Source organism: Rhizobium sp. 'Codium 1' (assembly GCF_020889605.1).
GTDB classification, from domain to species: domain Bacteria; phylum Pseudomonadota; class Alphaproteobacteria; order Rhizobiales; family Rhizobiaceae; genus Allorhizobium; species Allorhizobium algae.
Map to the genome: position 1 here is coordinate 172,586 of NZ_JAJGPW010000002.1, position 16,894 is coordinate 189,479.

Genomic DNA, 16,894 nt, shown 5'->3' on the forward strand with positions numbered 1-16,894 from the left:
CATCTTGTCTCAGAGTTCGACGCCGGCGCCATGCGCCATCTCGTTCTCCGGCTCGACGTGAATGGTGACGCGCGTGCCGGGCAAGGCCCTGTGCAGGGCCAATTCCAGCCGATCGCAGATCACATGAGCGTCGCGCACCGTCATGCCTTCCGGCACGACGAGGTCGAAGGCAACGAAGGTAGCAGCCCCGGCGCGGCGCGAGCGCAAATAGTGGACGCCGAGCGAGCCTTGCGAATTCTCCTTGATCGCCTGGCGAATTGCTTCCGCCTCCTGCGGCGACACAGCCACATCCATCAGCCCGGCCACCGACTGCGCGATGACCTTCCAGCCCTGCCAGATAATGTTGAGGGCAACCAGGATGGCGAGAACCGGATCGAGGATGGCATAGCCCGTCGCCAGGGCCAGCAGAAGTCCGATGATCACGCCGATCGAGGTGACCACATCGGACATGATGTGCTGGCCATCAGCCGACAGCGCCGGCGAGCGATGGCTGCGCCCCACCCGGATCAAGAGCGTCGCCCAGGCCGCATTGAGGACCGCTGCAAACGTGTTGATCGCAAGCCCCAGGACCGGTGCTTCCGGCAGCGAGGGGTTCTGCAGCGCCGGCACCGCCTCGCGGATGATCAGAAGTGCCGCGATCACGATCAGCACGCCCTCGAGCACGGCCGACAGATACTCCGCCTTGTGGTGGCCGTAGGGATGGTCGTCGTCAGCCGGCTTTTGCGCATAGCGGATGACGAAATAGGCGATGAAGGCAGCGATGACGTTGACGGTCGATTCCAGGCCGTCCGAGAGCAGCGCCACCGATCCGGTCACCCACCAGGCGAGAAGCTTGAGCCCCATGACACCGAAGGCGAGCGGGATGCCCCAGAAGGCAATCCGCCGAACCAGATTGTTCTCGTCAGCCATGGCCTTCTTCCCTGCAGATGCGAGTGAATTGCAGACGCAATTCCAGAAACGACAAAACCGCCCGGCAAGGCGGGCGGTTCGGTTGGATGTCGGCAGTGTAATGGCGAAGGGATGAGGCGAGGTCAAGGCGGGATATGGGTGTGTGCACAGGTGCGCATGCCCGTCAGATCCCGGGAAGTCCCGGTCGGATCGCAGTCAGCCATGCAGATCCGTGCCGTCCACGGTCCTGACGTTACCTGCGCCGACCAGCCACGTCCGTATTCTTGACCCTCAGGCCGCCTTGACCTTCTTCCGCTTCGCCAGCTTCTCCACGACGTTTTCGATCATCCGCATGCCGGCGTCGCCGCCAAGTGTCATGATCGATTCCGGGTGGAACTGGACGGCGGCGACCGGTTCCTTCGCGTGTTCGATGCCCATGACCGTCCCGTCCTCGCTTTCCGCCGTGATGATGAAATCACGCGGCAAGGTCGAAGGATCGGCGAAGATCGAGTGGTAACGGCCGACGGTCACTTCCTTGCCCAAGCCCTCGAAGACGAGGCCTGCTTCGAGCACGCGGATGCGCGACGGCTTGCCGTGCATGGGAACGGCGAGCTGGCGCAACTCCCCGCCATAGGCTTCCGCCAGCGCCTGAAGGCCGAGGCAGACGCCGAAGATCGGAAGCTCGCGGGCGCGGGCCTTCTTGATCGTTGCCTTGCAGTCGAAATCTGCCGGTGAACCGGGACCGGGCGACAGCACCACGAGATCCGGATTGAGCCGGTCGAAGATCTCCTCCGGCACCGGCGTTCGCACGGTGTTCACCGTGGCGCCTGTCTGGCGGAAATAGTTGGCGAGCGTGTGGACGAAGCTGTCCTCGTGATCAACGAGCAGGATGTTGACGCCCTGGCCGACGCTCGCAACACCGCGCTTGGATTTTTGGTCGGACGTGGCGTCGCGGATGGCAGCAATCATGGCGGAGGCCTTCAGTTCGGTTTCGGCTTCTTCCTCGTGAGGGTCGCTGTCGTTCAAAAGCGTGGCTCCGGCGCGCACTTCGGCGATACCGTCCTTGATGCGCACGGTTCTGAGTGTCAGGCCCGTGTTCATGTCGCCGTTGAAGCCGACCATGCCGATTGCCCCGCCATACCAGGCGCGCGGGCTCTTCTCGTGTTTTTCGATGAAACGCATGGCCCAGAGCTTGGGCGCACCGGTGACCGTGACCGCCCAGGCATGGCTGAGGAAACCGTCAAAGGCGTCCATGCCGTCCCGCAGCCGTCCTTCGATGTGATCCACCGTATGGATAAGACGCGAATACATTTCGATCTGGCGGCGGCCGATGACCTTGACCGAACCCGGCTCGCAGACGCGGGACTTGTCGTTGCGGTCGACGTCGGAGCACATGGTGAGTTCGCTCTCGTCCTTCTTGGAGTTCAAGAGCTTCAGGATCTGCGCCGAATCCTCGATCGGGTCGGCCCCGCGCTTGATCGTGCCCGAGATCGGGCAGGTCTCGATGCGGCGGCCGTTCACGCGCACGAACATCTCCGGCGAGGCGCCGACGAGATATTCCTGGTGACCGAGATTGATGAAGAAGGAATAGGGCGACGGATTGATTTCCTTCAGCCGCTTGGAGATCTGCGACGGCTTCGAGTCACAGCGCTCCATGAACTTCTGGCCGGGAACCACTTCGAACAGGTCGCCCTTGCGGAAGCTCTCCTTGGCCTTGGTGACCAGATCGGCATATTCGCCGGGCCGATGATCGCCGCGCGGCGGGATTGTGTCGGTATGCCGGAAGGGCTCAGCCTGGATCTCTTCCGATTGACCGACCGTGGTCACCTCGCCCTTGGTAAAGTCGTAACGGTCGATCCAGGCCTTGGCCGAGTAATGATCGACGACGAGGATCTCGTCGGGCAGGAAGAGGACCATGTCGCGCTGGTCGTCGGGACGGGCAAGCTTCAGATCGATGGCGTCGAACTGGAAGGCGAGATCATAGCCGAAGGCGCCGAACAGGCCGATGGCGGCATCTTCTTCCGAATGGAACAGTGCTGTGACGGCGCGCAGCACCGTGAAGACCGTCGGCATCTTCGAGCGTTCTTCTTCGGTGAAAACGCGCGAGGGAAGCTTGACGTCGAGATCGAGACGCGTGGCGGTCTGTTCGCCCAGCGCAAGGTCCTCGACGGAGGCCAAGGCCTCGGCGATCATGGTGAGCAGTGCCTCGCCGCGGCCGTTATAGGCCTCGATCCAGACCTTGCGACCGAAGGAGGAAATGCCGAGCGGCGGATCGACGATCGCCGTGTCCCAGCGGGTATAGCGGCCGGGATATTCATAATTGGACGAGAAGACCGCGCCGCGCCGCTCGTCGAGCTTGTCGACATAGCTGGAGATCGCGTCGGCATAGGATGTCGGCCGGCGCCTGCGCGTGACGGTCACACCACCGCGCGTCTGATAGGCTTCCGAGCCGTCTTCCTGCAAAATCGTCGACATGTCTGTCCTTCTCCATTCTTCAAGGCCCGTCTCCGGGGCGCCTTGAATACAAAAAAGCCGCCTCAGGAGTGTTTCCGGGCGGCTTTGGGGTCAATCGTCAAAAAGACATGACTGGTCAAGGCCGCGTCAGCGTGCCCACCACCAAGCAATGTTCTTCGATGCGATCTTCATGGCGAAATGCATAACGCGCAGGCCGCGCCTTAGCAAGGGCGTTTTGCCCGGCACGCACCATGAACTTTTCGGCCGTTCGCGGCTTATCGATCGGGGGGACGGGAGAGATGGAGGCGAGATGAAGAAGATGAAATTGCCGATGGCCATCGGCCTGCTTCTCGCCTGGCCGATTGCGACAGGGCTGACGCTTCCCCTGCGCGGGCCATTGCCGAAATCACGCCCGGAAATTGCGGCGCCGGCCCCAGAGACAAACACCGTCATGTCTTCGCAAGGCACCGCAGGCAGGGACGCGGCGGGTATTGCCATCCCGCAGAACAAGCCGACACCGCCTGTGGCGAAGCAAGGCATCGCTGGGGAAGAGCCTGAGGCGTCTTCCAGCGCAGCCGAGGCGAAGGATACCGGGTCCACCGCAGACCCGCAGCACCAGGAGGCCCCGCTTGAAACCGGGGGTGTGGCCAAGGATGACGCACCGGGTGATGGCAAGGCAACCGACGCGGAACCGGCAAAGCAGACCGTGCCTGCCGACCCGCCGCCGCCGGCTGAGGAACCGGAGGCGCTGGCTGCCTGCCTTGCCGATCTGCGCGCCATCGGCGCAAGCTTCGAGACGGAACCCGCCATCGACGGCGACACCGGTTGCGGCATGGCCGCCCCCATCACCCTGAAGACGCTTCTGCCCGACGTCCTCCTCGAGCCGGAGGCCACCCTCCGCTGCGAGACCGCCCTGCAGCTCGCACGCATGACCCGGGACATGCTGAAACCCGCAGCAGAAGCCGCCTTTCCCGACAGAAAGGCCCTCACCGGCATCCGCCACGCTTCGGGCTATGTCTGCCGCAACCGCAACGGCGCAGAGACAGGCAAGGTCTCCGAACATGCCTATGGAAATGCAATTGACATCGCGGCCTTGCGCTTCGGCGACGAGGAAATGCCTGTCCTGATCGCGCGCCAGGACGACGGCACGGCGGAGGCCGCCTTCCAGCGCGCCTTCAACGCCATTGCCTGCCTGTATTTTACCACCGTGCTTTCGCCGGGCAGCGACGCGACGCATCAGGATCACATGCATCTGGACGTGATCGAGAGGAAGAGCGGGTTCCGGTATTGCCGATGACCGGGATGCAAAAAAGGCGGCGCATGGTTGCGCCGCCTTGAGGTCGATACTGCTTTGATCAGAACTTCTGGGTGAGCGAGATTTTGAAGGTCGTTCCGGCTTCCGAGTAGAAGGCCACCGGCTGGTTACCTGAGCTCGCAGAATTCGGATTGACGGATGCCACACCCACGGCATTCCAGTACGTCTTGTCAAAGATATTGTTGACACCGGCCTGGATGCGCAGACCCTTGACGGCTTCGGGTTCCCACCAGCCAGTTACGTTGAAAATGCCGTAGCCAGGCGCGTCGTAAGTGTTGGCAACACTATCGTCAGGCATGGCGGCTGAGAAGATGCCTGTCAGCTGCGTACCCCAGGTTTCCTGCTCATAGCCAAGGCCGAGAATGGCCTTGAGCGGAGCCACGCTTCGAATGCGGGTATTGTTGTCGCCATATTCGCCGTAAGCCACCGCCAGAGATCCCTCAGCGAAGAAGCCGTTGGCAAAATCCTTGCGCGCTTTGATCTCGGCCCCCGAGATGCGTGCGTCTTGCACGTTCTCATAGGTGAAGAGGCTGGTCGGCTGCGGCGACACGCCGACGCGAGTCACATTGTTGATGAAGTTGTCGTACATATTGTGGAAGAGGGTCACGCTGCCGTTGAAATCACCCGTGTTCCACTTCGCCCCCACTTCAAAGCCGTTCCCGGTTTCGGCCTCGAGATTGGGATTGCCGATGCTGGCATAGCCGCCCAGCGTATTAGTGAAGTTACCATAGAGCTCGTCCACGGTCGGCGCACGATAGGCCATCGCCCACTGAGCGAAGACACCCACGCTTTCATTCAGCTGGTACTCGGCCAAAAGTTTAGGCGAAAATTTGCTGTCGCTGAAGGATTCCGGAAGCCCGAAGGCGTTGTAGCCAGTATTGCCACGATAGGCAGCCGAGTCCTGCGGCTCATAGTCGTGGAAATCGAAGCGTATGCCCGGCGTGATAGAGAAGCCGCTGTCGCCGAGGGTGATCTGATCCTCGATCGAGAAGCCGAGCGTAACTCCATCGACATCAGGCGCATCGGATTGCGAAACGACCGTAGCTGAAGCCGGAAAGGCCGCGATGAACTGGTGCGTTTCAAACATCGTGGCATTGCCGCGCAGACGCAACTGATGGCGCAGAGTGCCCGTATCGAACTCCGAAACCATCGAACCGATCACGCCAAAGTCGTCTTCCTGCGCCTCGTTGGCACGCAGATATTGCGCGCCGCTGTTTCGCAGACCGGAAGAGCCGGCATCTTTGCTCAGTTGCTGCCAGTAAAGGCGGAGGCTGGCGGCCTGGACAAGCGTATCGCTCGATGGCGCGTCGTAGAAGTAGTCGAGGGACACGCGCTCGCGGCGGACGTCATCCCAGCCAAAATAGGCATCGGGGCGGAAAGTCGTCGCGGCGGTGCCGGCCGTGAAGGCCGAGGACTGCAGTGTCTTCAGATTGCTCTCGCTGGTGTAGTCGTAACGCTCCGCCGTCATGCCGACGGTATGACCTCCCTCAAGCTTGTGCCGAAACTTGAAGAGCAGGTTATTGCGGACGAAGTCCATCGGATTGGGCTCGGTGCGCGAGGTACCATAGATATCCGCGTTACCTTGATTGTCGGTCTCGTGGCCGCGCGTATAGGAGCCCTGAAAGAGCACCGAGGTGTTTTCCACCTGCTTGGCCACAGCCACGGAGTTGCTGAAGCTCTTGTCTTCGCTGTCATAGCCGGTCTTGGCGACGCCACCCCAATCGCGGCCCTCGCCGATCAGGTCTTCCGGCTCCAGCGTGCGGGCCGCGAGCGCGCCACCGAGAGCACCCGAGCCGACCTTGCTGGAATCGGCCCCGCGCAGGACATCAAGCCCGCCGAGCGAGTCAACATCGAAGCTGTCAGGCTGGCCGTTTATCCCTGTTGTCGGCGAACTTGAGCCATTACGGGCGATGGTCTGCAAGAATGGAACCGGGATTTCATCGACCAGAACGGCAACACGGGCACCGGTCAGGCCGCGGATGAAAAGGCCACCGGTCCTGCCAGGCTTTGCCTTGATGAAATCGATACCGGCTTCGGTCGTATTGCCGAGGTCGCTCAGGTCCTTGATTTCCTTTTTCCGGATCTCCTCGGCCGTCGTCTGGGTCGCCAGCGGCGTATCCGCCACCGATCCGGCCGGAACGCGTTTGCCCTTGACCACGATCGTCTCCAACTGCGTCTCGTCCTGGCTTGCCGTCGTGGCGTCCTGGGCATGTGCGGGGAGAATGGCGGAGACTGCCACGAGCGCTGTGCAAGCGAGCAGGAGGGGGCGGAGAGGCCGGGAGCCCATGCGAATATCCTTTCAAAAGGCCAGGAACCAACAATCCCGCACCCCGAAACTGGGTGCAGGCTGGCCGAACGTGATTGCGTCAAAACCGGGGCGGCGATGAATTTTCGCCGCAATCACGCCGTATAAAACATGATAGGATGAGTCAACATATAAATCATGATTCATTTTATCATGATTTGTGATCGCCATCACCGTGATGAAAATATCACGCTCGAGCGATGAAGGCCGCGGCGGCTAGAACAGCCCCTCGATCGCGCCGTTGCCGTCGAGGCGGATCTTTTCCGACGATGGCACGCGTGGAAGCCCGGGCATGGTCATGATTTCGCCGGTGATTGCGACGACGAAGCCGGCGCCGGCGGAGAGCCTGACTTCCCGGACATGCACGGCATGCCCCTCCGGCGCGCCGCGCAGGCTCGGGTCGGTAGAGAAGGAATATTGCGTCTTCGCCATGCAGACCGGCAGATTGCCATAGCCCTGACGCTCCCAATCGACGAGCTGGTCACGCACCGCCTTTTCGGCCGTCACCTCCCCTGCCCGGTAGATTTCGGTCGCGATCCGCTCGATCTTGGAGAAGAGCGGCATGGCATCCGGATAGAGCGGCCGAAATTGCGAGGGCGTTTCGGCAATCCGGACCACGGCTTCGGCAAGCGCGGTGATCCCGGCAGAGCCGTCCGCCCAATGCCGACACAGCACCGCTTCGGCGCCGAACCCGGTCGCGACTGCCTTGACGGCAGCGACTTCGGCCTCGGTGTCGCTGGTGAAATGGTTGATCGCGACAACGGCCGGTACGCCGAACTTGGCAAGGTTTTCGAGATGCCGCGCAAGATTGATCGCACCCCGTTCGACGGCTGCGACATCCTCGCGTCCAAGATCCTCCTTGGCCACGCCGCCATTCATCTTCAACGCCCTGATCGTTGCGACAATGACCACGGCGGACGGGGAAAGACCCGCCTTGCGGCATTTGATGTCGAAGAACTTTTCCGCGCCCAGATCCGCTCCGAAACCGGCTTCGGTGACGACATAATCGCCAAGCTTCAGCGCCGTCTTGGTCGCGACGACCGAATTGCAGCCATGGGCGATATTGGCGAAGGGACCGCCATGCACGAGGGCCGGGTTGTTTTCCAGCGTCTGGACGAGATTGGGCTGCATCGCTTCTTTCAGCAGCACCGCCATGGCACCGTCGGCCTTCAGATCGCGCGCGAAGACAGGCGTCTTGTCACGCCGATAGCCGATGATGATTGCGCCCAGCCGCCGCTCCAGGTCTTCCAGGTCGGTGGCGAGGCACAAGATTGCCATGACCTCCGAGGCGACCGTGATGTCGAAGCCGGCTTCGCGCGGATATCCGTTCGAGGCACCGCCAAGCGAGGTGACAACCTGGCGCAGCGCCCGGTCGTTCATGTCCAGCACACGCCGCCAGGTGATCCGGCGCGTGTCGATATTCAGCTCGTTGCCCCAGTAGATATGGTTGTCGATCAGCGCCGAAAGCAGATTATGGGCCGAAGTGATGGCATGGAAATCACCGGTGAAATGGAGGTTGATGTCCTCCATCGGCACGACCTGGGCATAACCACCGCCGGCCGCCCCGCCCTTCACCCCGAAACAGGGGCCAAGCGATGGTTCGCGAATGCAGATGATCGCTTTCTTTCCGATCCGGTTCAGGCCGTCGCCGAGCCCGACCGTCGTCGTCGTCTTGCCCTCGCCGGCCGGCGTCGGGTTGATTGCCGTCACCAGGATCAGCTTGCCGTCCGGACGCTGCGACAGGCCCTTGATGAAATCGGCGGAGATCTTCGCCTTGTCATGGCCATAGGGGATTAGGCTTTCGGTAGGAATGCCGAGCCGGGCGCCGATCGCCTGTATCGGCTGTTTGGACGCCGCGCGGGCGATATCGATGTCGGATGCTACGGTCATGGTGTCCCCTCGGCGTGATTTTCGCCGAAGATCGACCCCGGCACGGCCTCTTGGCAAGTCGCAAACGCCTGAATCTTGTGCCGCAGTGCCGAAGGGGCACAAGAAAAAGGGCGGCACCCTCAAAAGGTTACCGCCCGGAGCGCCGATCGGAAGCCTGTCCCGATCGGAAGTGGGTATCGACTGCCCTAACCCTCGCCGATCGCGATCAGGCTCGCATTGCCGCCGGCAGCCGCCGTGTTGACCGAGATCACCTGCTCGACCGCAAAGCGGCTGAGATAGGCGGGGCCGCCGGCCTTGAAGCCGGTACCGGACATGCCCGAACCGCCGAAGGGCTGGGTGCCGACAACGGCGCCGATCATGTTGCGGTTGACGTAGATATTGCCGGTGTCGAGTGCCTCGGTCACGGTACGGATGGTGGACTCGATGCGGCTGTGCACGCCGAGGGTCAATCCGTAGCCGGTGGCGTCGATCGAGGCGATCACCTGATCCAGCGCCTTCGCCTTCCAGCGCAAGACATGCAGCACGGGACCGAAGATCTCCCGCGTCAGCGCTTCGGGTCGATCAAGCTCGACGATATGCGGGGCGAAGAAATTACCCTTCGCGGGCACCTTCCCGGCATAGCGGACCTTTTGGCTGCGCTTCATCTCGGCGATATGGCTTTCCAGCATCGCCTTCTGCTTTTCGTCGATGACGGGACCGATGTCGGTGGTAATGTCCAGTGGATTGCCGAGGTTGAGCTCGCGTGCCGCACCTTCGATCATCTCCAGCATGCCGTCGGCAATGTCTTCCTGCAGATAGAGGATGCGCAGTGCCGAGCAGCGCTGGCCGGCCGAGCGGAAGGCAGAGAGCACCACATCGTCAGCGACCTGTTCGGCAAGCGCCGTCGCATCGACGATCATCGCATTCAGACCGCCGGTTTCGGCAATCAGCGGCACGATCGGGCCGTCCTTGGCGGCAAGCGTCCGGTTGATTGCCTGGGCGGTCGCCGTCGACCCGGTGAAGGCAATGCCGGCAAGTTTGGGATGGGCGGCGATCGCGGCGCCGACATCGCCGGCTCCGGGCAGCAGCATCAGCACATCTTCGGGCACGCCGGCCTTGTGGAAGAGTTTCACGGCCTCAAACGCGATCAGCGGCGTCTGCGGCGCCGGTTTCGCAACGACCGCATTGCCGGCGACCAGCGCTGCCGAGACCTGGCCGAGGAAGATGGCGAGCGGGAAATTCCACGGCGAGATGCAGGCAAACACGCCGCGGCCCCGCCAGGAGAGCCGGTTGAGTTCCCCCGTCGGCCCCGGCATGACCTCGGCCTCGCCGAACTGACGACGCGCTTCGGACGCATAATAGCGGCAGAAATCGACCGCCTCGCGGATTTCGGCGACACCGTCGTCCAGCGTCTTGCCAGCTTCGAGGGCCAGCAGCGACAGGAGACGGTCGCGATCAGCCTCCATCAGATCGGCCATCTTGTCGAGCGTTGCGGCACGCTCCGCGACGGGACGCCGTGACCAGCGGGCGAAACCCGGGCGACCGGCGGCAAAGGCGCGATCGACATCGGCGGGCGTGGCGTTGCGCACGGTCCCGACCTTGCGGGAGCGATCGGCGGGCGCAAGCACGGCCTCCTCGCTCGTCGCACCGGTCGCACCCGGGACCAAGGGACGCGCCGCGATCTCGGCAAGCGGCTGGCCGATGCTTGCCATCAGGCTTTCCAGATTGTCGCGATGGCCGAATTCGAAGCCGGCGCTGTTCCGGCGATCACCGTAGATGCCAAGCGGCATGGGGATCTGGCTGTGGCGGGCGCTCTGGCCATTGCTGACGCCAAGCTTCTCGCTCGGCCGCTCCAGGAGTGCAGTCACAGGGATATTCTTGTCGCCGGCGACAGCGACGAAGGAGGAGTTTGCCCCGTTTTCCAGGAGACGACGGACGAGATAGGCGAGCAGGTCGCGATAGCCGCCGACGGGCGCATAGATGCGGCAGGCGATGCTGTCATTGCCTGACAGCAGCGTATCGTAGAGCGCCTCGCCCATCCCATGCAGCCGCTGGAACTCGAAACCGGAGCGATCGGAACCGGCAAGCTCGATGATCGTCGAGACGGTCAGGGCATTGTGGGTCGCAAACTGCGGGAAGATGCGCGCGCGCTTCTCCATCATCATGGCCGCACAATGCAGATAGGCGAGATCGGTCGCGGGCTTGCGCGTCCACACCGGATAGTCGTCGAGGCCGCGCTCCTGGGCGCGCTTCACTTCCGTATCCCAATAAGCACCCTTGACGAGGCGCACCATCATGCGGCGGCCATATTGCTGGCAGAGACCGTCGATGAAGTCGATCACCTGCGGCGACCGCTTCTGATAGGCCTGGATGGCGAGGCCAAATCCGTCCCAGCCGGCAAGCGAGGGATCTGCGAAGACCGCGGCGATCACATCGAGCGAGAGCTCGAGGCGGTCGGCCTCCTCGGCATCGACGGTGAAGTTGAGCTGATGGACCTTCGCCATCTGCGCCAGCTTCAGGAGATCAGGCACCAGTTCGCGCATGACGCGGTCGCGATGCGTGGCGAGATAACGCGGATGTAGCGCCGAGAGCTTGACGGAAATGCCCATGCGGTTCGGCAGCTGCTGGCTCTTGCCGTGTTTGGCCATATGCCGGCCGATCGCCTCGATGGCGCTGACATAGGACTGGAAATAGCGCTTGGCGTCTTCGGCCGTGCGGGCGCCCTCGCCCAGCATGTCGAAGGAGTGGCGATAGCCGCGCTCTTCGCTCTTGGCGGCACGGGACAGCGCATCCTTGATGGTTTCGCCAAGCACGAAATGATGACCGAGGAAGCGCATCGCCTGCTTGGTGGCGGAGCGCACGGTCGGCAGGCCGAGACGCTTGACCAGGCCGCGCATCACACCCTCGGGCGTTTCGCCGGGACGGATGACGCGGGCAGACATGCCGAGCGCCCAGGCCGAGGCCGAGACGAACCAGCTGTCGCCATGCGCCTCATGTTCGCTCCAGCCGCCCTCCTTCAGCTTGTCCTCGATCAGACGGTCCTGGGTGAGCGCGTCGGGCACGCGCAACAATGCTTCGGCCAGAACCATCAAGGCCAGACCTTCGCGCGTCGACAAGCCGTACTCGCGCAAGAAGTCCTCGACGCCGCCGATCGAACCGGAATTGTCCCGGATCGCTTCGATATAGGTCGTGGCGCGGCGGTCGATCGCGGCATTCTGGCTTTCGGACAGGGAAAGCCGTGCGGCAAAGCTGCGAATGAGCTGGTCGTCGTCGCCGGCATAGGGGGCTTCGAAGCGCGGGAAATCGGTCGTGGCTGGCTTGATCATTGTCACCTCCGTGGTATTCGCAACATATCTCCTGATATGACGCATTTCCCGCTATTCTTTCGGCACATATCTGCTTTAATCACTGTCAGAACGGAGATTGGTAGAGAATGATCAAGGAAATCGACCGCCTCGACCGCAAGATCCTTCGCGCACTCCAGGCCGAGGGGCGACTGACCAATATCGAGCTTGCCGAGCGGGTGAACCTGTCTCCGACGGCAACCGCCGAGCGGGTGCGCCGTTTGACGCGTGAAGGCTACATCACCGGCTATATGGCCATGCTGTCCCCCCAGAAACTCGGCCGAAACCTGCTCGTCTTCATAGAGGTGAAGCTGGACCGCACCACGGCCGACGTCTTCGACACCTTCGCAGCCGCCGTGAAGCGGTCAGACGATGTCATGGAATGTCACATGGTGGCAGGTGGTTTCGACTACCTCGTCAAGGCCCGCGTAGCCGGCATGGAGGCCTATCGACAGTTCCTCTCGGAAGTGATCCTGCCCCTGCCCGGTGTGCGCGAAACGCACACTTACGCCGTCATGGAAGAGGTCAAGGCCGTGTCCGCCCTCCCCGTGTGAAGATCGCGATAACGGGCCATTGCCATTTTGACTGGCACCGGTGATAAATTAGTCATATTAATGGCGACAACCCCGAAAAACTGCTAGCTTTTCGCCCGGGCTGATATATTGAACATAAACCTAGCCTTCGTAGTCAACTTTCGAAATTGATAAAATGTTGTCAGAACGACAGACGCTCTTGAGCAAGGATATCGGGAGCAGTCAGAGCCGCAGCGAGCTTATGGAAGGCTGGCGAAACGCGGCGCGCGAATACGGTCTCGATCACGTCACGCTGTCAGCGGCACCGACGGCGCAAGACCGTCACATCGGTCCCCTGGTGCGCGAAACGACACTGCCGACGGAATTCTATCGCGAATTCGATCGCCTCGAATTCCTGCGCCACTGCCCGACCATACCACATATCGCCCGCTCGATCATGCACAACACCTGGTCGCTCGGAAACGATGGCAAATCGCCCGATTTCGACTGCCCGCCAGAATTCAGCGACCTGATGCGCCGCTTCGACCTGTTGATGGGCATCATCTTCTCACTCACCTCCGTCGACGGCCATCGCTACGTTGTGCGCTACGATGGCAAGCGGTCCTCGTTGGCCCAGCCCGAGATCAACGAACTCTCCATGCTGAGCACCCAGGCTTTCGACGTGTTCGACCGTCTGCGCCGCACGGCGGGCAATACCAACGTCCTTTCGGCTCGCGAGCTCGAGGTCGTGCGCTGGACCGCCCAGGGCAAGACCTCGCTCGAGATCGGCCAGATCCTGTCGCTCTCCGACCATACGGTCAATGCCTACATGACCAATGCAATCCGCAAGCTGGATTGCGTCAACCGCACCCAGCTGGTCGCCAAGGCCATCCGTATGAAGATCATCAGCTGAGCCGACGATCAGCGAGCGCCGGAACGCCATGGCGCCCGGCAGGAAGACCACGTCCACAGTCCCCCGATCGGAAACGCCCGCCGTCGCTCCGGCAGGCCGGCACCCCCGCATCTGGCCCGACAGGGTGACGGACTTTCGCTCGTGCGGATCAGCGCGGCCCGAGGCGCACACGCCCCCCCGCCGGAACGGCCGGCAAGGGACGCGGGCACAGTGGTCGGTGTCAGCGATCAGCGATCGAGAATGGACTGGATCTCGACCATGTTGGAGCGCACCCGCAGGATGTAGAACCCCATGGTGGCGAGATGGGTCGGCATGATCCAGCCGTCCTCGCTGCCATTGGAAATGATCGCTGGCTGAATACGCAGGGCCGATTGCATCTGGCGTTCCATCTCGGTCCAGATCGCCGTCAGATTGCGATCACGAATAACGCCGCTGAAATCGGCGCGCGTCGCCTGTAACAGGGCGTATTGCGCATAGAGCTGGCCATAGGAGAACCAGAAGCGATCATCGGCGCGCGTGTCGAACCAGCCGGCATTGAACTCCTCCGAGCGGCGGCGCAGGATGTCGGACGTGTTGCCGAGATCGCTCGCCATGCCATCCAGAAGCTTCAGCAGATTGTCCGAGCGCGTATCGAAGACGGCATCGCAGGTGCCAAGCGAGGTATTGAAACGGTTCCAGCTTTCGACAGCGGCCCGGTAGTAGCTCGGCGTCGGCGTCTTGAAGCCGAAGGGGTCGGTGCCGAAATACCAGGTGCTCTCATCGAACTGGATATTGCCGCGGGCATCCTGCAGATCGTTATTGATCCCGGAAGTGCCGCGAACGCGGCCGAGATTGTCGGCGAGTTCGATTGCCGTACGGCGCACGACCTGGTTCACCCCGCGCTGGAACGACGCCTTGTTGTCCATAAAGGGCGTATTGTCCCAGTCGAGACCGAACAGGCCCAGCTTGTAAAGCAGCGTCGAGGAGATCCAGCTGTTCTGGTTGACGTTCTGATCGGTCAGGGCGGCATTCATGATGACAACCGCTGAATCCTGGCAACGATTGGTCTCCCCCGGAAGCGGCGAGCCTGCCGGGACCGTCCGCTCCTCGAACTTGTAGCTCTGCACGAAGGCAGGATCGAAGCCGTGCCAGATCTGCGTGCGATAGATGAAGTGGCCATAGACGACCAGCAGCAGCACGAGAACCACCAGGATCGGCCCCTTGATGATCCAGCTGCGATCGCGATACCAGCCATGGGCCGCGAGGAAGGGCCAGAGAAACCAAGCGACCACCATGCCGATACCACGACCGATCGCGGCAAAGATGCGCTGGAAGAACGCGATGATCGGGTCAAGCATGGTCATCTCCTAGTCCATAGAGGCGTTTGCGGAACGCAGCCTTCTCCTTCAGATAAGTGTCGGACAGGCGGGATACAACATAATCGCGATAAGCTTCAGGATAGCGTTCATAGGCGCGGTAGAAACCCTGCTTGTCGAAGACGAAGCGGGAGACGAAATCCTCTGCCGTCAGATGCGCGATCAGCCGGTTGGTCAGCCACTGGTCGGGATGGTTGGGCTCGGCACGCACGAGCCAGAGCCGCAGTTTGGGATCGATGTCGGCCATCCGCAGATTGCCGGTGCGGCCAAGCGTGCGCAACGCCTCCTGGAGCATGGGATAGACCCCGCGCTCGTTGATCGCTTTTGCATTGCGATGCAGGAATGTCTGCATCCAGACGGCATCGGTGCGGCTCAGATCCGGCACCGGATCGAGAGAGGCGGCGACCGAAAGCAGTGCCATTTCCAGCCGATGGGCAAAGAGCCCAGAACTTTCCACCCAGCTCGCCCGCGGCAGTTCGAGCCGGCCGGTGCGCGCGAGAAAATCGCCGACCAGGCCTGCATCATGGATCGAGATATAGCTGACCTGCCAGGGCCGTGACCGACGGAAGCCCGGCGCCTCGGGATCACAAATCACGGTGGTGATCTTCTCGTCGACGAAGACGAAGACGCCGCCGAAATGGTCGGCCCAGAAGGCGTCATGGCGGAAGACAAGCTTGTCCGGCACCAGCGTGTTCTGGCGGATGTCGCCGGTCTCCTTCGCCAGCGCCACCATGTGGTTCAGCATGTCGTCATCGCGCCAGGCATCCGGGCTCGACACCAACGCGTCGCAGAGCTGCCGCAACTGCCCGGCCTTGCCGAGCAGGTCTTCCGCCGAGAGGACCTTGAACTTGACCTCATTGATCGACAACAGGTCTTCCAGCGTCTTCACCTCGGACACACTGTCCTCGATTTCGCCGTAGAGCGTGTCCCGAAGCGTGATGGCATGGATGGCACGGGCATTGGCGGCGAAGAATTCGTGCATCAGGCCGGCCGTGTTGGAAAAGCTCGTATGCACGACCGGCAGGCTGTCCTGCTCCGGTGTGAGGATGATGAAGCGCCTGTTGACCTTGAGCGGATCCAGATAGTCGGGATCGCCAAGCTCGGCTGCCACCTGCGGCGAGAAGCCGGTGATGTCGATGTCGAATTCGACGAGTTTGGTCTCAGGCAGACCGAAGTCGACGAGCGCCTTGTTGTAGCGCGCGACGAGATGCGGCTCGCGTATGGGAAGCAGGCGGCCATAGATGAGTTCGGCTTCGAGGAGGCGGTTCATGCGGTATCTGTGACCTTCCTGTCCTCGTGCCGCCAGTAGAGGTCATCGAGGTCGAGCTTCAAGACATCGGCGATCGCTTTGAGTGTTGCGACACTGCCGTCCTTCTTGCCGGTTTCGATCTCGGACAGATAAGCGGTGCTGATTCCGGCAGCAGCAGCAAGGTCCTTGGCCGCCATGCCACGAAAATCGCGCCAGACGCGGATCGGGCTTTCACCTTCACCCATCCGGTTGACGTAGTCGGCAGGGATCAGCTCCTCCTCGCTCGCAGCAAGTTTCCTCTCGAAATCGGCGACAGCCAGACTGTCTTCCAAATCCTCGATGCGCGCGATGAGCGCTTCGTAGTCCTTGCGGCTGAGTACGATCATCTCTTCGCCATTTGGCGTCGTAAACGATGATGCGATCGTCATCAGAGCTCTCCCTCATAGGCTTCACCACGTGCTGCGACACGCACCACGTCGACGACGGTTCCGTCTTCACGAAAGATCACGCGCCAGTCCCCGATCCGCAGGCGATGGTAACGGCTGTCACGTAACTTCTTGACATTGTTGGCGAGTGAAGCCGGGTCGGTGGCATACTGAGCAACCTTCGACCGGATACGTCGCGCCTCGCTTGCCGGGATCCGGTTCAAGCTACGAATGGCATCCTTGCTGTAAACAACGTCACGCACAT

Annotated in this window: 12 protein-coding genes; 3 read left to right on the forward strand and 9 right to left on the reverse strand. The window is 61.9% G+C overall.

Annotation, left to right across the window (positions count from 1 at the left end; all coding sequences use genetic code 11):
* Positions 1–9: 9 nt before the first annotated feature.
* Positions 10–909 (reverse strand): cation diffusion facilitator family transporter, encoded by a 900-nt coding sequence (locus LJE98_RS06070; protein ID WP_229574205.1) that lies wholly within the window; start codon positions 907–909, stop codon positions 10–12.
* 270 nt (positions 910–1,179) lie between these two features.
* Positions 1,180–3,363, reverse strand: coding sequence for an anthranilate synthase (locus LJE98_RS06075; protein WP_229574207.1), 2,184 nt, complete (start codon positions 3,361–3,363; stop codon positions 1,180–1,182).
* A gap of 289 nt (positions 3,364–3,652) precedes the next feature.
* Here LJE98_RS06075 and LJE98_RS06080 point away from each other — a divergent pair, with 289 nt between their 5' ends.
* Positions 3,653–4,639 (forward strand): extensin family protein, encoded by a 987-nt coding sequence (locus tag LJE98_RS06080; RefSeq protein ID WP_229574209.1) that lies wholly within the window; start codon positions 3,653–3,655, stop codon positions 4,637–4,639.
* Between the two features lie 58 nt (positions 4,640–4,697).
* Here the strand turns inward: LJE98_RS06080 and LJE98_RS06085 are convergent, their stop codons facing one another.
* The 3 genes from LJE98_RS06085 to putA form a co-directional block, all read right to left on the reverse strand.
* The gene (locus LJE98_RS06085; protein ID WP_229574211.1) at positions 4,698–6,944 is read right to left on the reverse strand and encodes a TonB-dependent hemoglobin/transferrin/lactoferrin family receptor; all 2,247 of its coding nucleotides are present in this window, start codon (positions 6,942–6,944) and stop codon (positions 4,698–4,700) included.
* Positions 6,945–7,178: 234 nt separating this feature from the next.
* Entirely contained in the window at positions 7,179–8,852 is a 1,674-nt protein-coding gene (locus tag LJE98_RS06090) for a formate--tetrahydrofolate ligase (RefSeq protein ID WP_229574213.1), read from the reverse strand.
* Positions 8,853–9,037: 185 nt separating this feature from the next.
* A complete protein-coding gene (putA, locus tag LJE98_RS06095) occupies positions 9,038–12,157 on the reverse strand; it encodes a bifunctional proline dehydrogenase/L-glutamate gamma-semialdehyde dehydrogenase PutA (protein WP_229574214.1) in 3,120 nt (1,039 codons plus the stop codon).
* A gap of 107 nt (positions 12,158–12,264) precedes the next feature.
* Between putA and LJE98_RS06100 the strand changes: the two genes are divergently transcribed.
* Positions 12,265–12,729 (forward strand): Lrp/AsnC ligand binding domain-containing protein, encoded by a 465-nt coding sequence (locus LJE98_RS06100; protein ID WP_229574215.1) that lies wholly within the window; start codon positions 12,265–12,267, stop codon positions 12,727–12,729.
* A 178-nt stretch (positions 12,730–12,907) separates the two neighbouring features.
* Positions 12,908–13,600 carry a helix-turn-helix transcriptional regulator gene (locus tag LJE98_RS06105; protein WP_229574216.1) on the forward strand — a complete coding sequence of 231 codons (693 nt, stop codon included), beginning with the start codon at positions 12,908–12,910 and terminating at the stop codon, positions 13,598–13,600.
* A 227-nt stretch (positions 13,601–13,827) separates the two neighbouring features.
* Here the strand turns inward: LJE98_RS06105 and LJE98_RS06110 are convergent, their stop codons facing one another.
* The 4 genes from LJE98_RS06110 to LJE98_RS06125 are packed head-to-tail and all read right to left on the reverse strand — an operon-like array spanning position 13,828 to position 16,892.
* Positions 13,828–14,937 (reverse strand): DUF2333 family protein, encoded by a 1,110-nt coding sequence (locus tag LJE98_RS06110; RefSeq protein WP_229574217.1) that lies wholly within the window; start codon positions 14,935–14,937, stop codon positions 13,828–13,830.
* Positions 14,930–16,225, reverse strand: coding sequence for a DUF6638 family protein (locus tag LJE98_RS06115; protein WP_229574218.1), 1,296 nt, complete (start codon positions 16,223–16,225; stop codon positions 14,930–14,932). Before LJE98_RS06115 ends, LJE98_RS06110 begins: the two co-directional genes overlap by 8 nt.
* Positions 16,222–16,632: a helix-turn-helix domain-containing protein gene (locus tag LJE98_RS06120; RefSeq protein ID WP_229574219.1), complete on the reverse strand. Its 411-nt coding sequence runs from the start codon at positions 16,630–16,632 to the stop codon at positions 16,222–16,224. Before LJE98_RS06120 ends, LJE98_RS06115 begins: the two co-directional genes overlap by 4 nt.
* Positions 16,632–16,892, reverse strand: a complete 261-nt coding sequence (locus LJE98_RS06125) for a type II toxin-antitoxin system RelE family toxin (RefSeq protein ID WP_229574220.1) — start codon at positions 16,890–16,892, stop codon at positions 16,632–16,634. The genes LJE98_RS06120 and LJE98_RS06125 overlap by 1 nt, the downstream gene beginning before the upstream one ends.
* Positions 16,893–16,894: the final 2 nt, after the last annotated feature.

Coding starts and splice junctions, on each gene's coding strand:
- LJE98_RS06070 (WP_229574205.1), bottom strand. CDS start 909: ATGGCTGACGAGAACAATCTGGTTCGGCGGATTGCCTTCTGGGGCATC.
- LJE98_RS06075 (WP_229574207.1), bottom strand. CDS start 3,363: ATGTCGACGATTTTGCAGGAAGACGGCTCGGAAGCCTATCAGACGCGC.
- LJE98_RS06080 (WP_229574209.1), top strand. CDS start 3,653: ATGAAGAAGATGAAATTGCCGATGGCCATCGGCCTGCTTCTCGCCTGG.
- LJE98_RS06085 (WP_229574211.1), bottom strand. CDS start 6,944: ATGGGCTCCCGGCCTCTCCGCCCCCTCCTGCTCGCTTGCACAGCGCTC.
- LJE98_RS06090 (WP_229574213.1), bottom strand. CDS start 8,852: ATGACCGTAGCATCCGACATCGATATCGCCCGCGCGGCGTCCAAACAG.
- putA (WP_229574214.1), bottom strand. CDS start 12,157: ATGATCAAGCCAGCCACGACCGATTTCCCGCGCTTCGAAGCCCCCTAT.
- LJE98_RS06100 (WP_229574215.1), top strand. CDS start 12,265: ATGATCAAGGAAATCGACCGCCTCGACCGCAAGATCCTTCGCGCACTC.
- LJE98_RS06110 (WP_229574217.1), bottom strand. CDS start 14,937: ATGCTTGACCCGATCATCGCGTTCTTCCAGCGCATCTTTGCCGCGATC.
- LJE98_RS06115 (WP_229574218.1), bottom strand. CDS start 16,225: ATGAACCGCCTCCTCGAAGCCGAACTCATCTATGGCCGCCTGCTTCCC.
- LJE98_RS06120 (WP_229574219.1), bottom strand. CDS start 16,632: ATGACGATCGCATCATCGTTTACGACGCCAAATGGCGAAGAGATGATC.